This is a genomic window from Qipengyuania psychrotolerans (assembly GCF_019711355.1).
GTDB lineage: Bacteria > Pseudomonadota > Alphaproteobacteria > Sphingomonadales > Sphingomonadaceae > Qipengyuania > Qipengyuania psychrotolerans.
Genome location: NZ_CP081297.1, coordinates 1,772,106 through 1,792,520, shown reverse-complemented (window position 1 = coordinate 1,792,520; position 20,415 = coordinate 1,772,106). Strand labels below are relative to the sequence as shown.

At 61.1% G+C, this 20,415-nt stretch carries 21 protein-coding genes; 5 read left to right on the top strand and 16 right to left on the bottom strand.

The window, feature by feature from the left end:
* Nucleotides 1–24: 24 nt before the first annotated feature.
* The 13 genes from K3166_RS08865 to tsaD all read right to left on the bottom strand — a co-directional run bounded on the left by K3166_RS08865 (nt 25) and on the right by tsaD (nt 11,059).
* Nucleotides 25–1,035, bottom strand: coding sequence for a fumarylacetoacetate hydrolase family protein (locus K3166_RS08865; protein WP_221421903.1), 1,011 nt, complete (start codon nt 1,033–1,035; stop codon nt 25–27).
* Between the two features lie 3 nt (nt 1,036–1,038).
* A complete protein-coding gene (gene maiA, locus K3166_RS08860; RefSeq protein ID WP_221424041.1) occupies nt 1,039–1,680 on the bottom strand; it encodes a maleylacetoacetate isomerase in 642 nt (213 codons plus the stop codon).
* On the bottom strand, nt 1,680–2,855 hold the full coding sequence (locus tag K3166_RS08855) for an acyl-CoA dehydrogenase (RefSeq protein WP_221424040.1): 1,176 nt from the start codon (nt 2,853–2,855) through the stop codon (nt 1,680–1,682). The genes maiA and K3166_RS08855 overlap by 1 nt, the downstream gene beginning before the upstream one ends.
* 68 nt (nt 2,856–2,923) lie before the next feature.
* Entirely contained in the window at nt 2,924–3,370 is a 447-nt protein-coding gene (locus tag K3166_RS08850; RefSeq protein WP_221421902.1) for a lasso peptide biosynthesis B2 protein, read from the bottom strand.
* A 69-nt stretch (nt 3,371–3,439) separates the two neighbouring features.
* On the bottom strand, nt 3,440–3,826 hold the full coding sequence (locus K3166_RS08845) for a four-helix bundle copper-binding protein (RefSeq protein WP_221421901.1): 387 nt from the start codon (nt 3,824–3,826) through the stop codon (nt 3,440–3,442).
* 73 nt (nt 3,827–3,899) lie between these two features.
* Entirely contained in the window at nt 3,900–4,265 is a 366-nt protein-coding gene (locus K3166_RS08840) for a response regulator (RefSeq protein WP_247714588.1), read from the bottom strand.
* A 63-nt stretch (nt 4,266–4,328) separates the two neighbouring features.
* Nucleotides 4,329–4,811 (bottom strand): hypothetical protein, encoded by a 483-nt coding sequence (locus K3166_RS08835; protein WP_221421900.1) that lies wholly within the window; start codon nt 4,809–4,811, stop codon nt 4,329–4,331.
* The gene (locus K3166_RS13520) at nt 4,808–4,939 is read right to left on the bottom strand and encodes a hypothetical protein (RefSeq protein ID WP_282098796.1); all 132 of its coding nucleotides are present in this window, start codon (nt 4,937–4,939) and stop codon (nt 4,808–4,810) included. The genes K3166_RS08835 and K3166_RS13520 overlap by 4 nt, the downstream gene beginning before the upstream one ends.
* Complete coding sequence (locus tag K3166_RS08830; protein WP_221421899.1) at nt 4,939–5,679, bottom strand: OmpA family protein; 741 nt, start codon at nt 5,677–5,679, stop codon at nt 4,939–4,941. Before K3166_RS08830 ends, K3166_RS13520 begins: the two co-directional genes overlap by 1 nt.
* Nucleotides 5,680–5,745: 66 nt before the next feature.
* On the bottom strand, nt 5,746–7,356 hold the full coding sequence (locus tag K3166_RS08825; protein ID WP_221421898.1) for a vWA domain-containing protein: 1,611 nt from the start codon (nt 7,354–7,356) through the stop codon (nt 5,746–5,748).
* Nucleotides 7,357–7,539: 183 nt separating this feature from the next.
* Nucleotides 7,540–9,033 (bottom strand): lipopolysaccharide biosynthesis protein, encoded by a 1,494-nt coding sequence (locus tag K3166_RS08820; RefSeq protein WP_221421897.1) that lies wholly within the window; start codon nt 9,031–9,033, stop codon nt 7,540–7,542.
* Entirely contained in the window at nt 9,030–10,022 is a 993-nt protein-coding gene (locus K3166_RS08815; RefSeq protein ID WP_221421896.1) for an NAD(P)H-dependent glycerol-3-phosphate dehydrogenase, read from the bottom strand. The genes K3166_RS08820 and K3166_RS08815 overlap by 4 nt, the downstream gene beginning before the upstream one ends.
* Nucleotides 10,019–11,059 carry a tRNA (adenosine(37)-N6)-threonylcarbamoyltransferase complex transferase subunit TsaD gene (tsaD, locus tag K3166_RS08810; RefSeq protein ID WP_221421895.1) on the bottom strand — a complete coding sequence of 347 codons (1,041 nt, stop codon included), beginning with the start codon at nt 11,057–11,059 and terminating at the stop codon, nt 10,019–10,021. Before tsaD ends, K3166_RS08815 begins: the two co-directional genes overlap by 4 nt.
* A gap of 48 nt (nt 11,060–11,107) precedes the next feature.
* Here tsaD and hemC point away from each other — a divergent pair, with 48 nt between their 5' ends.
* The 3 genes from hemC to K3166_RS08795 are packed head-to-tail and all read left to right on the top strand — an operon-like array spanning nt 11,108 to nt 13,653.
* On the top strand, nt 11,108–12,037 hold the full coding sequence (gene hemC / locus K3166_RS08805; protein ID WP_221421894.1) for a hydroxymethylbilane synthase: 930 nt from the start codon (nt 11,108–11,110) through the stop codon (nt 12,035–12,037).
* Nucleotides 12,034–12,726 carry a uroporphyrinogen-III synthase gene (locus K3166_RS08800; RefSeq protein ID WP_221421893.1) on the top strand — a complete coding sequence of 231 codons (693 nt, stop codon included), beginning with the start codon at nt 12,034–12,036 and terminating at the stop codon, nt 12,724–12,726. The genes hemC and K3166_RS08800 overlap by 4 nt, the downstream gene beginning before the upstream one ends.
* Before the next feature lie 45 nt (nt 12,727–12,771).
* Nucleotides 12,772–13,653: a hypothetical protein gene (locus K3166_RS08795; protein ID WP_221421892.1), complete on the top strand. Its 882-nt coding sequence runs from the start codon at nt 12,772–12,774 to the stop codon at nt 13,651–13,653.
* A 3-nt stretch (nt 13,654–13,656) separates the two neighbouring features.
* Here the strand turns inward: K3166_RS08795 and K3166_RS08790 are convergent, their stop codons facing one another.
* On the bottom strand, nt 13,657–14,871 hold the full coding sequence (locus K3166_RS08790; RefSeq protein WP_221421891.1) for an FAD-dependent monooxygenase: 1,215 nt from the start codon (nt 14,869–14,871) through the stop codon (nt 13,657–13,659).
* 43 nt (nt 14,872–14,914) lie between these two features.
* Between K3166_RS08790 and K3166_RS08785 the strand changes: the two genes are divergently transcribed.
* Nucleotides 14,915–16,993 carry a protein-disulfide reductase DsbD family protein gene (locus tag K3166_RS08785; protein ID WP_221421890.1) on the top strand — a complete coding sequence of 693 codons (2,079 nt, stop codon included), beginning with the start codon at nt 14,915–14,917 and terminating at the stop codon, nt 16,991–16,993.
* Here the strand turns inward: K3166_RS08785 and K3166_RS08780 are convergent.
* The gene (locus K3166_RS08780; protein WP_221421889.1) at nt 16,935–17,474 is read right to left on the bottom strand and encodes a hypothetical protein; all 540 of its coding nucleotides are present in this window, start codon (nt 17,472–17,474) and stop codon (nt 16,935–16,937) included. The two genes, K3166_RS08785 and K3166_RS08780, sit on opposite strands and share 59 nt — an antisense overlap.
* A 95-nt stretch (nt 17,475–17,569) precedes the next feature.
* A complete protein-coding gene (gene uvrB / locus K3166_RS08775) occupies nt 17,570–19,765 on the bottom strand; it encodes an excinuclease ABC subunit UvrB (protein ID WP_221421888.1) in 2,196 nt (731 codons plus the stop codon).
* 98 nt (nt 19,766–19,863) lie between these two features.
* Here uvrB and K3166_RS08770 point away from each other — a divergent pair, with 98 nt between their 5' ends.
* Nucleotides 19,864–20,409 carry a DUF3617 domain-containing protein gene (locus K3166_RS08770; protein ID WP_221421887.1) on the top strand — a complete coding sequence of 182 codons (546 nt, stop codon included), beginning with the start codon at nt 19,864–19,866 and terminating at the stop codon, nt 20,407–20,409.
* Nucleotides 20,410–20,415 lie beyond the last annotated feature (6 nt).

The following is a 20,415-nucleotide window of genomic DNA, read 5'->3' as shown; positions in this document are numbered from 1 at the left end:
TGCCCGCGAGGGAAGATGTCTTGCTCAGGCCTCGACGACCTTTTGCTCGATTGCACCGAAGATCGAATGGCCCTCGGCGTCTTTCATTTCGACGCGCACTGTATCGCCGGGAGCCATGAATCGTGTCTTGGCCTCGCCGTCGGCGATGGTCTCGATCATGCGGATTTCAGCGATACAGCTGTAGCCGAGGCCGCCTTCGGAAACGGGTTTGCCCGGATCGCCGTCGGGCCCCTGGTTCGATACTGTGCCCGAGCCAATGATGGCTCCTGCACCGAGATCGCGGGTCTTTGCGGCATGGGCGACAAGATCGGCAAGGCTGAATGTCGCATCGACACCGGCATTGGCGCGTCCGAAAGCTTCGCCATTGTAATCGACCATCAAGGGCAGGTGGATCACGCTGCCCTTCCATGCGTCGCCCAGTTCGTCCGGCGTTACGGCTACCGGCGAGAATGCGCTGGAGGGTTTGGACTGGAAAAAGCCGAAGCCCTTGGCCAATTCGCCTGGGATCAGGCCGCGCAGCGATACGTCGTTCACCAGCATGAGAAGCTTGATGTGGCCTGCGGCCTCTTCGCTAGACACGCCCATCGGCACATCGTCCGTAATGACCGCGACTTCACCTTCCATGTCACAGCCCCACTTGGTGTCCTTGAGCGGGATATCGTCACGCGGGGCGAGGAATTTGTCGCTGCCGCCCTGGTACATCAGCGGATCGTGGTAAAAGCTTTCGGGCACTTCTGCGCCGCGCGCTTTGCGGACCAGTTCGACGTGATTGATATAGGCAGAGCCGTCCGCCCACTGATAGGCGCGGGGGAGGGGCGAATGGGCTTCACGCTCGTGGAACCGCTCGCACGGTACAGCCTGGTGCTCGACGTCGGTATAGAGCGCTTCCAGCTTGGGCGCGACTTCATCCCAATTGTCGAGCGCAGCCTGCATGGTCGGCGCGATATTGTCGGCGGCGCAGTAACGGGTGAGATCCTTCGATACGACCACCAGCTTGCCGTCGCGGGTTCCGTCCTTGAGTGTGGCGAGCTTCATGTTTCAGGTCCTCTCGGGATTGTCGGGTTGATTGTCCGGATGCGATCGCTGGAATTCGGGAAGTTCCAGGCAGGCTTGCTCGATCCGGGTGATGCGCGGCTTATCGGAAAAATCGAAGTCGAAACGCTGGGCATTGTAGACTTGCGGCAGCAGGCAGACTTCGAAGAAGCCGGGTTTGTCGAACAGGAAATCGCCGGTACCCAGCTGGGCAAGCCGCGCTTCGAGCGGGTCCAGCGTGCGGGCGAGCCAATGGCGATACCAGACGCCGATTTCTTCCTGTGATTTGCCGTATTCGTTCGACAGATATTTCAGCACCGGCAGGTTCAACGGCGCGTGGAGTTCGGTGGCGATGGCATAGGCCAATTCGCGGGCGGTGTAGCGATCCTCGATATCGGCAGGCAGCAATGCCTGTTCAGGATATGCCTCGTCGAGCCATTCCAGCTGCGCCATCGACTGAACGCGGTCGCGGCCCCCGGCTTCCAGCAATGGCACCGAACCGAACGGATTGCGGCTCGTGAAAGCTTCGCCTTTCTGTTCGCTGGTCAGCAGGTTCACCGGCACATATTCGTAATCCAGCCCCTTCAGCTCCAGCGCAATGCGCAGGCGGTAGCTGGTGGAGCTGCGGTAGTATCCGTGAAGCCTGATCAAAACGCGGCGATCCCGGTGATGGCACGGCCCAGGATCAGCGCGTGGACGTCATGCGTTCCTTCATACGTGTTGACGGTCTCCAGGTTCACCATGTGGCGGATGACCTGATATTCTTCGGAAATACCGTTTCCGCCATGCATATCGCGCGACTTGCGAGCGATATCGAGAGCCTTGCCGACATTGTTGCGTTTCACGATCGAAATCATGTCGGGGGCAAATTTGCCTTCGTCCATCAAGCGGCCAACGCGCAGGCTGCCTTGCAGGCCGAGTGCGATTTCGCTCATCATGTCTGCCAGCTTGAGCTGGTAAAGCTGCTTGGATGCCAGCGGTACGCCGAACTGCTGCCGGTCGAGGCCATACTGCCGGGCTGCGTGCATGCAGAATTCCGCGGCACCCATGGCGCCCCAGCTGATGCCATATCGGGCGCGGTTGAGGCAGCCGAAGGGACCTTTAAGGCCTTGGACTTCGGGAAGCAGCGCGTCGGCTCCGACCTTTACCTCGTCCATCATGATCATGCCGGTGGTGCTGGCACGAAGCGAAAGCTTGCCTTCGATCTTGGGCGCGGAAAGACCTTCCATGCCTTTTTCGAGGACGAAGCCGCGGATGCCGCCGCCATGTGCCTCGCTTTTCGCCCAGACAACGAAAACATCTGCAAAGGGCGCGTTAGAGATCCAAGTCTTGGAGCCGGAAATCTTGTAGCCGTCGCCGTCTTTCTTCGCGACCGTTTTCATGCCCGATGGGTCGGAACCTGCATCGGGTTCGGTGAGGCCGAAGCAGCCGATCAATTCGCCGCTGGCAAGACCCGGGAGATACTTCTGCCTTTGCTCTTCCGAACCGTAGGCATGGATGGGATACATCACGAGGCTGGACTGGACGCTGGCCATCGAACGATAGCCTGAATCGACCCGCTCGATTTCGCGCGCGATCAATCCGTAAGCGACATAGCCTGCACCGGCGCCGCCGTATTCCTCGGGGATTGTTGCCCCGAGCAGACCGGCCTGTCCCATAAGCGGGAACAGTTCAGGCGCGTCGACCTCTTCGCGGTAGGCATCAGTGACGCGCGGCTGAAGTTCGCTCTGCGCGAAGCCGTGCGCGGCGTCGCGGATCATCCGCTCTTCCTCGGTCAGCTGGTCTTCAAGGTTGAAGGGATCGTCCCACGCAAAAGGCACCATGCCGGCCATACAGTCTCCTCTGATACGTCTCTGCCGATGGCAGCAAGAGCGGCGCGGTGCAAGGGGCGTCAGGCCGCTTCCGCATCGCCAGCGATGAATAGGCGGTACTCATTTTCATCGCACAGGCCCGTGACCCATTCCCCGCCGACTTTCAGCCATGCATGAAATTTCGCAATGCCGTCCTGATTCCGCTTGGTTCCAATATAAAGGTCGGACGCGATACCGCGCCGCGCCAGCATCCGGCGGGCCGCCAGAGCCTGGGGCAGGCAATTTGGCGCACCGGGAATGTTGCGGAGTGCCCGTACGATTGCGAGCCGTATGCGCCGAACGGTTTCAAGGTCCGCTTCTGCGATATTGCCCTGATGTATCTGGCCGAACGGGCCGAAGCTCGAGCGCCAGTGGCGCGGCGACACGCTGCCTACAAGAGCCTTGCAATATAGCAGCGCGGCCATGGCTTCGATCGTCGCCAGACGGTCGGCCTTGTCGAGCGCGAGGAAGGTATCAAGCTTGGACATAGCGCCCGCATCCTATCACGAATGCTCGCGCGATACCTCACCTCGCGAGTGACTTATTTCACGATGGGATCATTTCACCAGCGGGAGCGCCTTGCGGCAATCCTCGGCACACTCGCGGCACATTTCTGCACACAATGCGCAATGGGGGTTGTCATGCTTGGCGCATTCTTCGGCGCAGGTTTCGCAGGCCTTGATGCAGGCTTCCATCTGGGCGCGCAGGACATCGATGTTAGCGGCGGTGCGGCGGACAGCCAGGCGGGCGGTCGCAGCGCAGACATCTGCACAGTCGAGACAGTTACGGATGCACTGCGCCATGGCCATGTCTTCAGCCACGCACGCGTCCGCGCACGAGGTGCAGAACAGCGAACAGAGCATCGCGTGGCGGGCAGCAAGGACAAGCTCCTCTGTCTCGTCCTGCACCTGCGGGTGGGTGGCGATCATCTTTTGAAGCGACATGGGGAACTCCTTGTTTTACCTAAGTATCACTCAGGCAATGGAGAGAGCGCCGACTTGTTCCGCTGCACGAAGATCAGTGGTTTGCGGCTGCGACCTGTACCGAGTTGATCACTTCAGCCGGTGGACAGGGCTTCGACAGCGACTGTGCATTGGGAAAGCGAAGAGCCACGTCGGCGGGGGTGAGTTGTCCGGAATGGAAGATCACCTGCACGTCCTCAGCCATCATCTGTTCGGCAAGGGGGTAAACGATGCCGTCACCCAATTGAACATCGAGAATGGCAATGTCGGGCTTGTTCTTCTGGTAAGCGAGCATTGCGGAAGAGAGATTTCCGAACGGGCCATCCACCTGGTAGCCGGCTTCCGATACCGTATCGCAAAGATCGTATCCGACGATCAATTCGTCTTCGGCCACGAGTATCCTCAGTTTCTGATTACCCATCCTGCTCTCCTCAGCGCGCGCGACCCATTTTATTTAACGCGCAAGGAGCGAGTGGTTCCCGTTTTAGGCGGTTGAACCGTATTTCTGTGTGAAAGCGGCAGCGTTTCCTTCTGCAAGGAGCGCAGCCTGGCCAACCCAGTCATCGCGCCTGATCCGGCCCTGAAACCGGCCAAGCTGGTTGTCGATACGATCGATTTCGGCATCGTCCCATGCAGCGATCTGCCCGAACTGCGTCACGCCCAGATCGGTGAGTGTCGCCGCCAGTTTCGGACCGACGCCCTTGATCCTCGTCAGGTCATCGCCGACGGTCGGCTTGGAAACGGACGCGGTAGCGGGAGGACTGTCTGCATCACGAGCGGCAGCCGGCGCACTGTCGATCAGCGCCGCATTGCGCTGAGCCTTCTCTGCGCCTTCATCCAGCACATCGCTCTTCGCGCCGGTCACACGGGTGCGGCGGGTGGCGCTGAACAGATAGAATGCAACAACCAGCCCGATCAGCAGGCCGATGACGATCAGGGGCCATTGTTGGGCGACGAGTTCACTCATGGCAGTTCCTTTTCCGGAGTATCTGGGGCGGCAGGATCGGGCGCGCGCCCCCAAATCAGCCAGCCGATAGCAAGGCCGATACCATATGCTGCCAGCATCAGGGCGACCGTTTCAAACCATATCGGCATCAGCGCGGCCCCGGGGTATCGACTGGAGTTGGTGTCACCGGTTCTATCCGAATGACGGAAAATTCGATTCTGCGGTTGGCAGGGTCTTCCGGTGTGAGCCCTTCTACGGGCTCGCTCGACCCTACGCCGCGGGCGCGCAAACCATCGCGCGGAATGCCGCGTTGGATAAGCGCTTCGCGAACGGACCGGGCGCGGTCCATGCTGAGTTCGAGGTTGGCAGGTTCGGGACCGGACCGGTCAGTATGGCCAGTAACTGCAATGATGGCCCCAAGACACGGGCGCAGAGCCTCGGCCACTTCCCGCAAGAGCAAGTCGCTGGCTGGCAGCAATTCCGCGCTGCCTTCCTCGAAACGGACCGATCGTTCGCGCAGCAGGCCCTGGACATCTTCCTGACAATGCAGCGGTTCAAAATTGCTTTCGTCAGACGCCGCATTCGCCCAGCCATCGCGCCAGCTGACACCGCCCACGCCGGGCAGGCTGGCTACCAGCTTGGCGGCCCGATCCCGTTTACCTTCGTCGAGGCCTTCTCCGCCTGCAAGCATGGGGTGGCGAGTAGGGGCGCCGTGACGCGATTGAAATTGGGCTGTGATCGGCTCCAATCCGGCTTGAGATATCGCCGCCTTGCTGCGCTGTTCCAGCCGCTGTGCCATGGACTGTGCGCCTTGTTGGCTGCCCACATAGCCAAGCACCCCGACCAGCAGGGCGCCAAGGGCGATAGTGAAAACAGGACGAGACTTCATTGCCCCGCCTTCTAACCGCGCGCCGCGAGCGTGCAAGGCCCGTGACGCGCGGAAAGGGATCGATATCTACATCTGTGCCTGAGCAGTGCGGGCAAGCTCCACGAATTCCTGCCGCCAGAACTCGCGCTGGCGTCCGGCAAGGCTCACCACCTCGTCCCAGGAATACTCCGCAAGCAGCTCGTCACCGCGCAGTTTCTGGCCATAGGCGGCGACTGCCGCAGCGAAGGCGAAATCCCCTTGAGGCAAACGGCGGGTGTCGAGGCTTGCGGCTGGCAAACGGTACTGCAGCAGCTTCGACTTTTCGCCGCCCGGCAGCTTATAGCGCAGTTGGACAAACGCGGCTTCATCCGCATTTCGAGATGTCTCGGAAGATGCGCCGTTATAGCGCCTATCGCCAATCCAGCCTTTCGCGCCGGTAGGTATCACCTCGTAAAGGGCAGTTACCTGGTGGCCCGCGCCGATGTCGCCGGCATCCACCGCGTCATTGGCAAAATCCTGTTCACGCAAGGCACGGTTTTCATAGCCGATCAACCGGTACTGACTGACCGAGGCAGGATTGAATTCGACCTGTATTTTCACGTCCTTGGCGATGGTGAACAGGGTCGAGCTCATTTCGTCGCGAAGAACCTTTTTCGCTTCCATCGCGCTGTCGATATAAGCGTAATTACCGTTCCCGTGGTTGGCGATCTGCTCCATCATGGCTTCGTTGTAATTGCCCGTTCCAAAGCCAAGCGTGGTCAGGGTGATACCGCTGTCGCGCTTGTTTTCGATCATCTCGATAAGCCGGTCGGTATCCGATATGCCGACGTTGAAATCGCCGTCCGTCGCTACGATCACGCGGTTCACTCCGCCCTTGATGTAGGCCTGTTCAGCCATGGAGTACGCCAGCTCCAGGCCGGCTGCACCGGCAGTCGATCCGCCTGCTTCCAGCCGTGACAGGGCAGCGCGGACCTGGCCTGGGCTGCTGGTGGGTTCAAGCACCACCCCGGTTGATCCTGCGTAAACCACTATCGAAACCTTGTCCTTGCCGCGCATTTCGGAGGCCAGGCCGGACAGGGCACGCTTTACCAGCGGCAGCTTGTCGGGGCTGTCCATCGAACCCGAAACATCGATCAGGAAAACAAGGTTTGCGGCGGGGCGCTGATCGCGCGGCAGATCGTATCCGCGCAGGCCCACGCGGATGAGCTTCGCCTCAGCATTCCAAGGGCTGGCCGCAGTGTCGAGAGTAACCGAGAACGGCTTCGTGCGGTCCGTGGGTTCGGCGTAGTCATAGCGGAAATAGTTGATCAGTTCTTCGGTGCGCACCGCGGCCTTGGGGGGTAGCTGGCCCATGCTAAGGAACCGCCTGGCATTGGCGTAAGCGCCTGTGTCGACATCGACCGAGAAGGTGGAGACAGGCTGTGCCGCGACCATCCGGATGGCTGAGACTTCTTCCCCGGCATACCTTTCGCGGTCCTCTGGCGGGATCATGTATTCCAGGGGAGGGGCCATCATTGCTGCATCGGCGGACTCATACATCATTGGAGCGTTCGCAGGCTCCGCGATGTCGATCGTGCTCATATGCTCGACCTGTTCGCCTCCGGAATCCGTTCCCTCGCAGCCAGCCAGAGCCAGCATGAGTGCAGCGGTCGAAGCCAGCGCCAGCGAGCCTCCGGCTACCCGTGTCTGATTGTCCATTTTCTCTCTCTCCACGATTCGCTCTCCTAGAATGTGATGTTATCTCATAAATGATGGCGAGATGAAGGCGAAAATATGGCTAAAATAAGGCAAGTGTCAAATGCATGTTGACAGATGGCGCGCCGATGGGCTGCGTGAATGCCGCTAAATATCTGAGGATATGCAATTTAATCGGGAAGTTGGCTAAGCTTGTTCGCTTGCCTTATTTCGCTTGAACAACATGCGATCTTCAGGCCCGAAGCCTTTTTTCCAAATCACGAAACCATATGTGGCAAGGATTGCCGGGATGCCGACTGCCAATTCGGCCCATTCCGGAAGCTGCGTCGCCAACCAGCCAACCAGCACAGCTGGTGCGATCGCGTAGACCAGCGCCCAGCGCCAGTTGTTGATCGGATAGCCCAGTATCCGGGTGAGCAGCAGTGCTTTCACCAGGCTGGACAAACCCAGCGCAATCAGCAGAGCGATCGCGGCAGCGGCGGCCTTAAACGGTTCGCCGTAGCCCAAGTTCTGGACCAGCATGATGAGCCCGACAGTCAAAGCTGCCTGAAATGCGATCGTGCCCACGGAAATCGCCAGATTTCGCCCGCGGGCGACGTAGATCAGCACAGCTTCCGATACCACGGCAGTCGCCGCGATGACTTCAGCGGCGAGCAGGAAAGCCAGCGCACCGGTCCCGCCGACGAACTCCGGCCCGACAAGACCCATGACCGCTTCACCCGGAACGCCGAGGGCCAGGGCAATCCCTGCCTGCGCAGCGATAATCCAGAAACCGACCTGGCAAACCTGTTTGGCAATAGCCTCGTAATTCTTGGTCTTGAGGTTCTTCGTGATCACGGGGCCGAGGATAGGTTCAAAACTGGTTTTCAGTTTTTGGGGTAGGCTCGCGACCTGCTGTGCGATGTAATACACGCCGACCGCTGCAGGCGCGGCGAACAGGCCCAGGATAAAGATGTCTATGCGGCGGGTGCCCCATTCGATGGCGTCGGCCGTGGCAAGGGGCAGGGCGCGCGCGGTGACCTTGCGCATATAGCCAAGTTCCGGCCGCCAGCCTTGCGGACGGCCGTAGCTCCGGAAAAACGCGATCAGCCCGGTCGCAAGGCCTGCATAAATCGACGCCAGATAGGCCATCGAGAGGCCTGATTTCGAGAGGCCCGGAATGAAGAAAAACACCCCGGCCATGATCGAAATTGTCCACGGCTCCACCACTGCGCGGGCGCGCACGGTGGTGGCGATGTCGTACTTGTAAGCTTGCGCTGCCAGTACGATTTCGGTCAGCGCGTAAGCCGGGATGGCAAGCACGATGAAGCGGTCTAGCTCGGTGAAGTCGCCGCTTGGAAACAAGGGTGCTGGCACCAACCAGAAAAAGATCGCCGCAATGCTCGAGAAGATGATCGCCAGCAGCAAACCGTCGTAGACCAGATTGGCTGGATGCGCGTCCTCACCATCCGCCAACCGCTGGGCGAGGCCGCGTTTCTCGCCCATCGAGCAAAGCAGCGCTACCAGCTCGACGACAACCAGGGCAGAAGCAAATCGGCCCAGCGCATCAGGACCGTAAAGACGCCCCGCGATGAACAGGAACGGCAATCTGGCGAGCAATCTGAGCAGGAAACCGATGAAGTTCTGCCGGCCGCCCTTGGCGATGGCGGTAAGATCTTCTTCGTTGGTCGAAGTGGTCATCCAGCGCCGCCCTGTTCGGCCTTGAGCGGCCGGGACAGGATGCCTTCGACTACGGACTTCGGCTCGTCCCCCTTGAGCAGGTCATAGACAGCTGTGACGATCGGCATGGCGACACCCTGCCGCGCAGCCAGTTCGACCAGTACGGGCGCAGTATGCGCGCCTTCGGCAACCGTTTTGCGGTCGCTCATCAATGTTTCGGCGCTCTGGCCTTCGCCCAGCGCCTTACCAAGAGAGAAGTTGCGGCTGGATGTCGACGAACAGGTCAGCACGAGATCGCCCAGCCCGCATAACCCGGCGAGCGTTTCGGATCGTGCGCCCAGCGCCTCCCCGAATCGCAGCATCTCGGCATAGCCGCGAGCGATGAGGGCCGCGCGGGCATTCTGGCCCAGGCCCAGGCCGTCGACCACGCCGCATGCGATGGCGAGCACGTTCTTGACCGCCCCGCCAATCTCGGCGCCGACCACGTCATCCGAATAATAGGGACGAAAGGCGTGCCGGGCGATGAGCGGCGAAATGCGTTCCCACTGTTCTTCGCCGTTTCCGCAGGCAAGAGTCACTGCGGTCGGCAAACCGGCCGCCACCTCGTGGGCAAAGGTGGGACCTGACAAAACAGCGATATCGCTTTCGGGCGCGGCTTCCTTCGCGACGTGATTCATCAGCCTGCCGCTGCCCGCCTCGATACCTTTGGAACACAGGACGAGATCTCGCGGGTGGGCGGGCATTCCTGCAAGGACGCTGCCCATATGCTGTGCGGGCGTCACGACCAGCAGGGCGTCGAGCTTGGCCATATCCGCCAGGTCGGACGTTGCGGTGACGCTTTCCGATAGTTTTGCACCGGGCAGAAACAGTGAATTGGTGTGCTCGGAATTGATCTCTTCGACCAGCTCTTCCTCGCGGGCCCAGATTTTCACCGCGCGGCCATCGCTGGCGAGCATTTGCGCCAGGGCCGTGCCCCATGCGCCAGCTCCAAGAACACCCACGCTGGTCATGCCTTCACTCCTGCTCCGCGAGCGGGCTGCGCGTCGGGATCGAGCGGCCAGCGGGGTCGGGCAGCGATATCGAGCGGGTCGGGAGCGAAGTCTTTCAATTGCAGCCTTTCGATCCCCGCCCAGGCAATCATCGCCGCATTGTCGGTACAAAGGCGAGGCGGTGGTGCTGTGAACCGCATTTCGCGAGCAGCCGCAAGTTCTTCGAGTGCAGAGCGCACCACCTTGTTCGCAGCGACACCGCCTGCAACCACAAGCGTCGGGACAGGCCCCATCGCGTTCAGGGCGATCTGCAAGCGGTCGATCACGCAGTCGATGCCAGCCTGCTGGAAGCTGGCTGCGATATCGGCAATCTCGTATTTCCCGCTGTCATGCGCGCGCATCACGGCGCTCTTGAGGCCGGCGAACGAGAAGTGCGGTTCGCCGCTGCCGATCATTGGACGGGGCAAGGGGACCGCTTTTCCGTCACCCTCGCGGGCAAGCTGCTCCACCGCCGGACCGCCCGGAAAACCGAGGCCGAGGATCTTCGCAGTCTTGTCGAACGCTTCGCCGAGGGCATCGTCGATGGTCGTGGCAAACCGGCGATACTGGCCAACGCCGTCTACTCGCAAGATCTGGCAATGGCCGCCTGAAACCAGAAGCAGGGCATAGGGAAATTCGAGCGCTGCATCGGCAAGCCGGGGGCTTAGGGCATGGCCTTCGAGGTGGTTGATCGCGATCAACGGCTTGTCGCTCGCCATAGCCAGCGCCTTGGCGCTGACCAGGCCGACCATCACGCCGCCAATCAGGCCGGGACCTGCCGTCGCAGCAATCGCATCGCAATCCGAAAGCGCAACGCCGGCATCGGCGAGCACGCCTTCGATCATCGGGGCCAGTCGCTCCGCGTGGGCGCGAGCGGCAATTTCCGGGACCACGCCGCCGAATGGCGCATGTTCTTCGTCCTGAGACGCGATGCGCTGCGCGACAATCGTGCGATTGCCATCGACCAATGCGGCTGCGGTTTCGTCGCAGGAACTTTCAATGCCGAGAACGAGCGTCATAACTTCACTTTCCCTTAGCGGTCTCGCTCGCTAGGGCAAGCCGCCGACATGTCTGATATGCCAATCCTCCGCCTTGGAACCCGCCGTTCACCGCTTGCCATGGCGCAAGCAGAGGAGGCGCGCGCCCGTTTGTGCGCAGCGCATGGATGGGATGTGGGTTCTGTCGAACTGGTGCCGGTGATCGCCAGCGGTGACAAGATACAGGATCGCCCGCTTGCCGATATCGGCGGAAAGGCGCTGTGGACGCGCGAACTCGACATGTGGCTCGCCGAAGGGCGCATCGATGCTTCGGTGCATTCGATGAAGGACGTGGAGACCATCCGGCCTGACGAAATTTCCTTCGGGGCCATCCTTCCGCGTGCGGACAAAGCTGATGTTCTCCTGGGGGCTGCCTCGATTGCGGCGATTGCGAAAGGCGCAAAAGTCGGGACCAGCGCCCCGCGACGCGCGGCCCAACTGCTTCACGCAAGGCCCGATGTCGAAGTCGTCGGCATCAGGGGCAATGTGGCGACGAGAATGGCAAAGCTTGCAGCCGGAGAGGTCGATGCGACATTCCTCGCCGGAGCTGGCCTGTCGCGCCTCGGCGAAGACGGCGTCGGTGTCCGCCTGGATCCAGAGGCGTGGTTCCCGGCTCCGGCGCAGGCCGCCATCGGTATCGAATGCCGGACCAGCGACGAGCGAACCGCAGAAGTACTGTCGGCAATCGACCACGCACCCAGCCGCCAGGAAGTGATGGCTGAACGCGCATTGCTCGAGGGGCTGGGCGGTACATGTCACAGCCCGATCGCGGTGCTGACCGTTCGGTCTGGCGACATTATCGAGATGCGTGCGCAAATATTCAGCCCAGATGGTGCACACCGGGTCGAGGGCGAAGCCCATTTTGCTCCTGATGATACAGCGGCCGCGATTGCATTGGCGCATGACCTGCTTGCACGCGCTCCCGATGCCGTGGCGATCAATTTCGGACAGTCCTTGTGACCTGCCCGGTCTTTGTTTTCCGTCCGGAACCGGGTTTGTCGGTCACGCTCGAGACTGCGAAATCGATGGGGCTGGATGCCCGGGGCGCTCCTCTGTTCGAGGTGGAGCCGGTCAAATGGGAAGCTCCTTCGCCCCGGGGGTACAAAGGCGTTCTGGTCGGAAGCAGCAATGTGTTTCGGCACGGCGGCTCGGGCCTTGCCAAGCTGACCAGCCTGCCGGTCTATGCCGTCGGTGAAGCCACCGCAGAGGGCGCGCGAGAGAAGGGCTTCATGGTCGCCCGGACCGGCAAGGGCGGTCTGCAGGCGCTGATCGACAGCATGAAGCCGGGCGAACGGCGGCTCCTGCGTCTTGCAGGAGAAGCTCATGTCGAATTGAATCCACCGGCAGACTTCACCATCGACGTTATTGAAGTCTACCGCACCGATCCGCTCGGCATTCCCGAAGATCTGGCAAAAGGCATGAAATCCGGCGGCATCGTGCTTTTGCATTCGGGCGAAGCTGCCCGCCAGCTGCTTGCCGAATGCCTTCGTCTCGGTCTGGATCGCTCCAAATTGACAGTCGCTGCTTTGGGGCAGAGAATTGCCGATATGGCCGGAGATGGATGGCAATCCGTCCACATCTCAAATCAGCCTCGTGACGCCGAATTATTGGCCTTGGCAAACCAATTGTGTAAGAAAGTAAACGGGTAAAGAGGCGTCCACGAAAGGACGTCCGGGGTCGTGGAACGGAGTGTAATGGAAGATTTCTCGAGCACGCGGCGAGCGCGGGGCAGTTTGCGCCCGATGCTGCTTGCTGTGGCTGGCGCGTTCGCGCTTGGAGCGGGCGTCGCAGGGTATGTCGCATGGCGGATGGACGCCGCTCAGGACGTCGCGACTGAACCTCGGCAATCAGCCCAGGAACTGGCAGTCGAGGGCAGCGAACCTACTCCCTCGCCAAGTGCCAGTGAAAGTGCCGCGGCCGCCGAGGCGGTGGAGCGTGTTGCAGAGCAGCAGGGCGGTATCGATCAACGCCTCGCGGCTGCCGAACAGCGGTTGGCAAGGCTCGACCTGCAGGCTGAGGCGTCGGCCGGGAATGTGGCGCGTGCTGAAGGCCTGTTGATTGCGTTCGCAACCCGGCGCGCCATCGATAAGGGCGCGGAACTGGGATATCTGGCTGACCAGTTGCGGCTGCGGTTTGGCGATGCGCTGCCCAACGCGGTCAACACGATCCTCACCTTCTCCAGAGAGCCGGTTACTCTCGACCAGTTGCTGTTCCGGCTTGATGGTCTGGCACCGCAATTGCAGTCGGGCGAAGGGAAGCCCAGTCTAGAGCGTTTCGCGGATGAGCTGGGGTCACTCTTCACCATTCGCCGCGAAAGTGCGCCGTCGCCGCAGCCGCAGCAGCGGCTCGAACGAGCGCGCCTGTTTCTCGAAAGCGGGCGTCCGGATTCGGCGATCGCGGAAATTCGGAATCTTCCCGGTGCAGTGAATGCCGAAGGCTGGCTCCGCGATGCAGAACGCTATGCGTCGGTCCAGCGCGCGCTCGACCTTATCGAGACCTCTGCCGTGCTTGAACCAAGGCGCCTGCGCGATGGGGCTGGCAACCGGATTGAACAACCAAGTCCTGTAGAGGAATAGCCCTCAGGCTTTCATCAATTCAGGGACATCGCCCGAAACACCGCGTGCCTCGTCCATGAAGAACCGCTTGAGCCAGCTTGAACGCTGGACTCCGGCCATGCCCAACCGGCGTACTGCGCTGGCGGTCTTGCCGGGAACGCCGAACAGGCGTGTCAGGCTGTCGGTCGCGCCCATCACCATTAGCGAATCCAGCGCGCGCCATTTCTCGTAGCGATCAAGGATCTGTGCATCCCCGATATCCAGGCCGAGCCTGCGCGCATCGCCGAGCACCTCCACCAGGGCACCCACGTCGCGCAATCCGAGATTGAGCCCCTGTCCGGCAATCGGGTGCATTCCGTGCGCACTATCGCCAACCAGAGCCATCCGCTGGTCTACGATCCGTGCCGTATGCTGGAAGCTGAGCGGGTAGGAGGTGCGCTGGCTGTTGAGCGAAAGCTCGCCCAGCAAATCACCCATGCGTTTCTGAATTTCCGCCAGGAATGCGCGCTCACCCATTTTGAGCACGCCGGCAGCGTCCTTCTCGTCAACGGTCCAGACCAGCGCACTGCGATGCTGGCCGTCGGGGCCATCAATCAGCGGCAGCAGGGCAAACGGACCCGCGGGATAGAATATTTCCCATGCGACCCCGGCATGCGGTTTCGTGTGATCCAATCCGACGATGATCGCCCGGTGGGAATAATCCCAGCTGGCCATCTTGAGTTCGGCATCCTCACGGGTGGGTGAACGCCGTCCTTCCGAGCCGACAAGCAGGTCGGCGCCAAGGACGGTGCCGTCAGCCAGCGTGGCGGAAACGCCAAATGCATCGCGGTGGCGCTGAACGACATCGACAGGGGCGTGAAGCGTAATCAGCGATTCGCTTTTGACTGCCTCGAAAATCGATGTGCGCAGCACGCGGTTCGCGAACATTCGGCCCAGCGAACCTTCGTGCTTCTCCGGAGTAAAATCGATCCGGCCAGGCTTCATCTGGTCGAGCACAGCGATGCTTTCGATCGGGCAGCCGTGCGGCTCCAGTGTGTCGGCTATGCCGATGTTTCGAAACAGTCGCCAACTTGCGGTGGAGATAGCGGATGCGCGGCCATCGAATCCCTCGGCAGTCAGGTCTGCCGGATCGGCCCGGTCGACCAGGTGGCTCGAAAAGCCTTGTTTTGCCGCAGCCAGCGCCAGCGTAGAGCCGACGAGACCGCCGCCGAGGATGAGCAGGTCGCGCTTGTCTGTCATGGCCACGGTCCCTAGAGCGGGCGACGTGACACTGGCAAGGATTATGGACGTCTCGCGTGCTCGACTGGCTGTTTTACTGCTGGTCGCGCTATGGCTTTTTCCGGCCGGTCTGCTCGCGCAGGACCGTGAGCCGCGCTACGGCGACGAGAACATCGCGGTTGAGTTGTATGCTGATGGCGATCCCGTCGCAGGCAAAGAATGGCTGCTTGCGCTGCGCTTTGTACCCAGCGCTCCCGAATGGCACGGCTATTGGGCCAATCCGGGCGATGCAGGTCAAGGCATGAACCTTGCGCTGGACCTGCCGGCAGGATGGGAGGTCGGCAAGCCGCTCTATCCGGTTCCGCAAACGCTGCTGATCGGCGGATTGATGAACCACATCTTCGAGGGCGAATATGTGGTCCTTGTACCGGTAACGCCCGGACCCGATGCGTCGGTGATGAACCTCGCGCCGGTTACGGGCTTCATCGACTATCTCGCTTGCACCGACCGGATATGCGTGCCCCAGGATGCGCGCATTACTGCCAGGAAAGGCGGCGATTTCGATGCCTGGCGCGCACAGGTCGCGCCCATGCTCGACAGTACTGCCGGTTTCGAGATCCAGCGTGAGCGGCTGCGTATCGGTATCCCGCTGCCCGCCGATCTCGAGCTCGGCGAGTTGCATTTATTTCTCGAGAACACTGACCTGGGCGGCGGGCTTCGGCCTGAATATGCCGCTCTCCAGACGTGGGTGCGCGAAGGCAACTTGTTGGTTGCCGAACTGCCGCTGGAACGCATCGATGGGCTTGAGGGCGCACCGCCAGAGAAGGTCGAAGGCATCCTCGCGCTGGGCGAAGGGCAGGGGCTGCGATTTGTCGCCCGGCTATCCGACGTGCCGCTCGAAAGCGTGAAGCCGTTTCGCGGGGCCGCGGATCCGCCGGATTTATGGATCCTGTTGGTCGCTTCGGTATTGGGCGGCTTGTTGCTCAATGTCATGCCCTGCGTGTTCCCGATCCTGAGTCTCAAGGCGCTGGCGCTGGCAAAAGCTGGCGGTGATGAGGTTTCTGCGCGCAGGGATGCGCTGGCGTACACTGCCGGTGTCGTTTTAGCGTGCACGGGGCTGGGTGCATTGATCCTGTTACTCAGGTCCGCTGGCCAGCAGATCGGCTGGGCATTTCAGCTTCAGGAGCCGGCTGTGGTCGCGACCCTTTTCGTGATGGCGGCTGCCATCACTGCCAATTTCCTCGGCCTGTTCGCAATTCCCGGGCTCGCGATTTCTGGCGGAAAACCGAGCGCTCGCGGGTCGTTTGGAACCGGCCTTCTGGCAGCGTTTGTTGCCACGCCGTGCACGGGGCCGTTCATGGCGCTCGCCTTGGGTGCGGCCCTGATTTTGAGGCCGATTGAAGGCTTTGCGATCTTTACCGCTCTAGGACTGGGACTGGCTCTCCCATTCCTGTTGATCGGCTTTGTGCCCGCAATTCGGCGCCGACTGCCCAAGCCGGGCCCCTGGATGGAGAGGTTCCGCCGCTGGATGGCGCTGCCGATGGGGCTTACGGTCCTTGCCCTTGCGTGGCTCATGTGGCGGATTGGAGGGGGCCTGTTCCTGATCTCGGCGACGGGTGTAGCGGCCGGCGCAATCTACGCAGCAGGCACCCTTTTCCCCGATGGTCCGTCCCGTGGCAGCCAAACCAGAATGCCTGCGCTGGCCGGCATGGCGATGGCAGCAGTTTCAGCGTTGGCGATGGTGTCGAATTACGATCCACCAGCGAGGAATTCGTCGCAAAGCATCCTTGAGCCGCGCGAATTTTCCGAAACCGCATTGGCTCAGGCGCGCGCCAGCGGCCAGCCCGTGTTCGTGTGGTTCACCGCCGACTGGTGCGTCACCTGCAAGGTCAACGAAAGCGTCGCCATCGAGCGTGAAGAAACGCGCTCCGCTTTCGAGGATGCAGGGGTCATCGCCATGCGCGGCGACTGGACGTTGCGGGATGAAGAGATCGCAACGTTCCTCGCTCGCCAAGGTGCTGCGGGCGTGCCGCTTTATCTGTGGTATCCGGCGGGCCAGGACGCAGGGCAGTTGCCCCAGGTTCTCACTCCGGATCTTCTTCCTGAACTTGCCCGGCAAGAGGCAGCGCGCAGCTCTCGATAAATTGAGCTGGCAATCTGCTGGCGTTCAGGGTGATGGAGCCGCCAGCTGGCACGGTGGCCTCGACGCTGCGCGGACCGGTAAGGACTTCGAGCCTTGGATCATCGGCCGGGGTCCGTCCCCGCCAGACCCACACACCTTCGCTCTCTTCGGCATCGATCCAGAAACGCTCGACATGGCCATTACCGATCAAAGCCAGCACTGCCTTGGCGTGCGGGTCAGCAGATACGAAACGCGTATATCGCAGTGTGCCGTCTTCACACGCCAATGCCATCAGCGGCGTTGCGCCCGGCTTACCGTAGAGCAGGCGGTTCCCGTCTTCGCTGCGTGCCCAAAGCGCGCCTTCGGTATCCGGCGATGCGATCGGAGCCGTGGGGGCTTCACGTTCTCCTGCGATGCGTTCACGCGTCACATATTCATCCGAAGCCGGAGGTTTGCAGGCGGAAAGAAGGCAGAGCGCTGTGAGCGCGGAAATGCGAAGCATATCGGCAGCTATGCCAAGCGCGGCGCGCTGGTCAACGCGCTCATCATCAAATCGCACAGCTATTCGGCAGGCTGGGTGAACTTCAGGACTTTGGCCTAAGGTTTGCCGCCCATCTTCTTGTAACGAGTCTTGCCATAGCGGGTCTTGCGCGTGCCCGGCCTCCCGGCATCCGAACGGCCGACTTGCGGCGCTTTCTTCTCTGCATCCGGCAGACCCAGCTCGTCATTTTCCAGGCGGCGGATTTCATCGCGCAGGCGCCCGGCTTCCTCGAACTCCAGATCGGCAGCGGCGGTGCGCATGCGCTTTTCGAGATCCTCGATATAGGCACGCAAATTGTGGCCGACGAGATTGTTGCGCTCGTCATCGCCCGTGCCGATGGTCACGCTGTCCTGCGATGCGGTGTCGGCAACGATATCGGCAATCTGGCGCTTGATCGTCTGCGGCGTGATGCCGTGTTCTTCGTTGTAAGCGCGCTGCTTCTCGCGCCGACGATCGGTCTCCGCCATCGCGCGTTCCATGCTGCCGGTGATGCGGTCGGCATAGAGGATGACATGCCCGTCTACGTTACGCGCAGCGCGTCCGATGGTCTGGATGAGCGACGTTTCACTGCGCAGGAAGCCTTCCTTGTCGGCATCGAGGATGCAGACCAGCCCGCATTCGGGAATGTCGAGGCCTTCTCGCAGCAGGTTGATACCGACGAGCACATCATAGACCCCGAGGCGCAGGTCGCGGATCAGTTCGATGCGCTCCAGCGTTTCCACGTCCGAATGCATGTAGCGTACCCGGACGCCCGCTTCGTGCATGAACTCGGTCAGGTCTTCCGCCATCCGCTTGGTCAGCGTGGTGACAAGCGTGCGGTAGCCCATCTTGGCGGTCTTCTTGCATTCCTCGATGCAATCCTGGACCTGGTCTTCGACTGGCCTGATCGAGACAGGCGGATCGATCAGGCCTGTCGGGCGGATAACCTGCTCGGCGAAAACGCCTCCCGTCTGCTCCATTTCCCACGAGCCCGGCGTTGCCGAGACCGCAAAGGTCTGCGGCCGCATCGCGTCCCACTCGTTGAAGCGAAGCGGACGGTTGTCGATGCACGAGGGCAGCCGGAACCCGTGTTCGGCGAGCGTAATCTTGCGGCGGTGGTCGCCCTTGGACATCGCACCGATCTGCGGCACGGTCTGGTGGCTTTCATCGACGAACAGCAAAGCGTTTTCGGGAAGGTATTCGAACAGGGTGGGCGGCGGTTCGCCCGGGAGACGGCCGGTAAGGAAGCGGCTGTAATTCTCGATCCCCGCGCATGATCCGGTGGCAGCGATCATTTCGAGGTCGAAATTGGTGCGCTGCTCCAGCCTCTGGGCTTCGAGGAGGCGGCCTTCCTCATGGAGTTCCTTTAGCCGCTCTGTCAGCTCGAACTTGATGGCCTGGCTGGCCTGTTTCATCGTTGGACCGGGCGTGACGTAGTGCGAATTGGCGTAGACGCGCACCTTTTCGAGGGTGGCGCCTTTCTTGCCGGTCAATGGATCGAATTCGCTGATGTCCTCGATCTCGTCGCCAAAGAAGCTGACCCGCCAGGCCATGTCTTCATAATGCGACGGGAAGATCTCGAGATTGTCGCCGCGCACGCGGAAATTTCCGCGGGCGAAGGCTGCGTCATTGCGCTTGTATTGCAGTGCCACCAGCTTGCGGATCAGCTCGCGCTGGTCGACCGTGTCGCCCTTCTTGATGTCGAAAATCATGGCCGAATAGGTCTCGACCGAGCCGATACCGTACAGGCAGGATACAGAAGCCACGATGATCACATCGTCGCGTTCCAGCAAGGAACGCGTGGCGGAGTGGCGCATCCGGTCGATCGCTTCGTTTACCGAGCTTTCCTTCTCGATATAGGTGTCGGACCGCGGCACATAGGCTTCGGGCTGGTAATAGTCGTAATAGCTGACGAAATATTCGACTGCATTTTCCGGGAAGAAGCTTTTGAACTCGCCATAGAGCTGCGCGGCGAGGATCTTGTTCGGTGCCAGGATAAGCGCGGGGCGCTGCAATTCCTCGATGACCTTGGCCATGGTGAAGGTCTTGCCGGACCCGGTGACGCCCAGCAGTGTTTGCGTCTGCTCGCCTTCTCTTGAGGCCGCGACCAATTCCTTGATCGCAGTCGGCTGATCGCCAGCGGGGGTATACTCGCTCACCAGTTTGAATTTTTTGCCCGGCATGGATTTTTCGGGACGTGCGGGCTTGTGCGGGACGAACTCGCCAGTGGTATCGGGTTCTTCGAGGCCGCGCCGGATTACGAGTTCTGACATAAGCGCACATATGGGGAACGAATGAGGCGGGTGCAACGCTACCTTGCAAGGTGGCGGCGCCCTGCTAGCTTCCAGACCATTCAATTCAGGAGATTTCCATGCGCCGTTTCGCTTTGCTGATTGCATCCACCATCGTTCTGGCCGGATGCGGAGGGCCGGAAAGTGCAGACGTCGATGGTGATGGCGAAATCACGATGGAAGAGGCAGCCGAGCGTTCGAAGGACATGGCCAAGCCCGACCCGGGCCAATATCGCTCGACGACCGAAATGGTTGAACTCAACATGCCCGGAGCACCGCAGGAAGTGCGCGACATGATGCGCGGAATGCTCGACCAGGGTGCACAATCCCGTGAATTCTGCCTGACACCCGAGCAAGCCGAAGAAGGCTTCGCCGAGATGATCAAGAAATCGCAGATCCAGGATTCGTGTTCTTTCGAGAAATTTGACGCTGACAGCGGCACGATCGATGCGGTGATGATCTGTAACCAGCCGGGCCAGGGCGAAGGCCGCATGACGATGCAGGGCACCGGCGATTCGACCAGCTCAGACATGCGTATGACTATGGAAATCCAAACCCCGGACGGGCAGGAAATGAACATGGTCATGCGGACACAGAGCGAACGCATCGGCGATTGCCCAGGTTGACTGCTG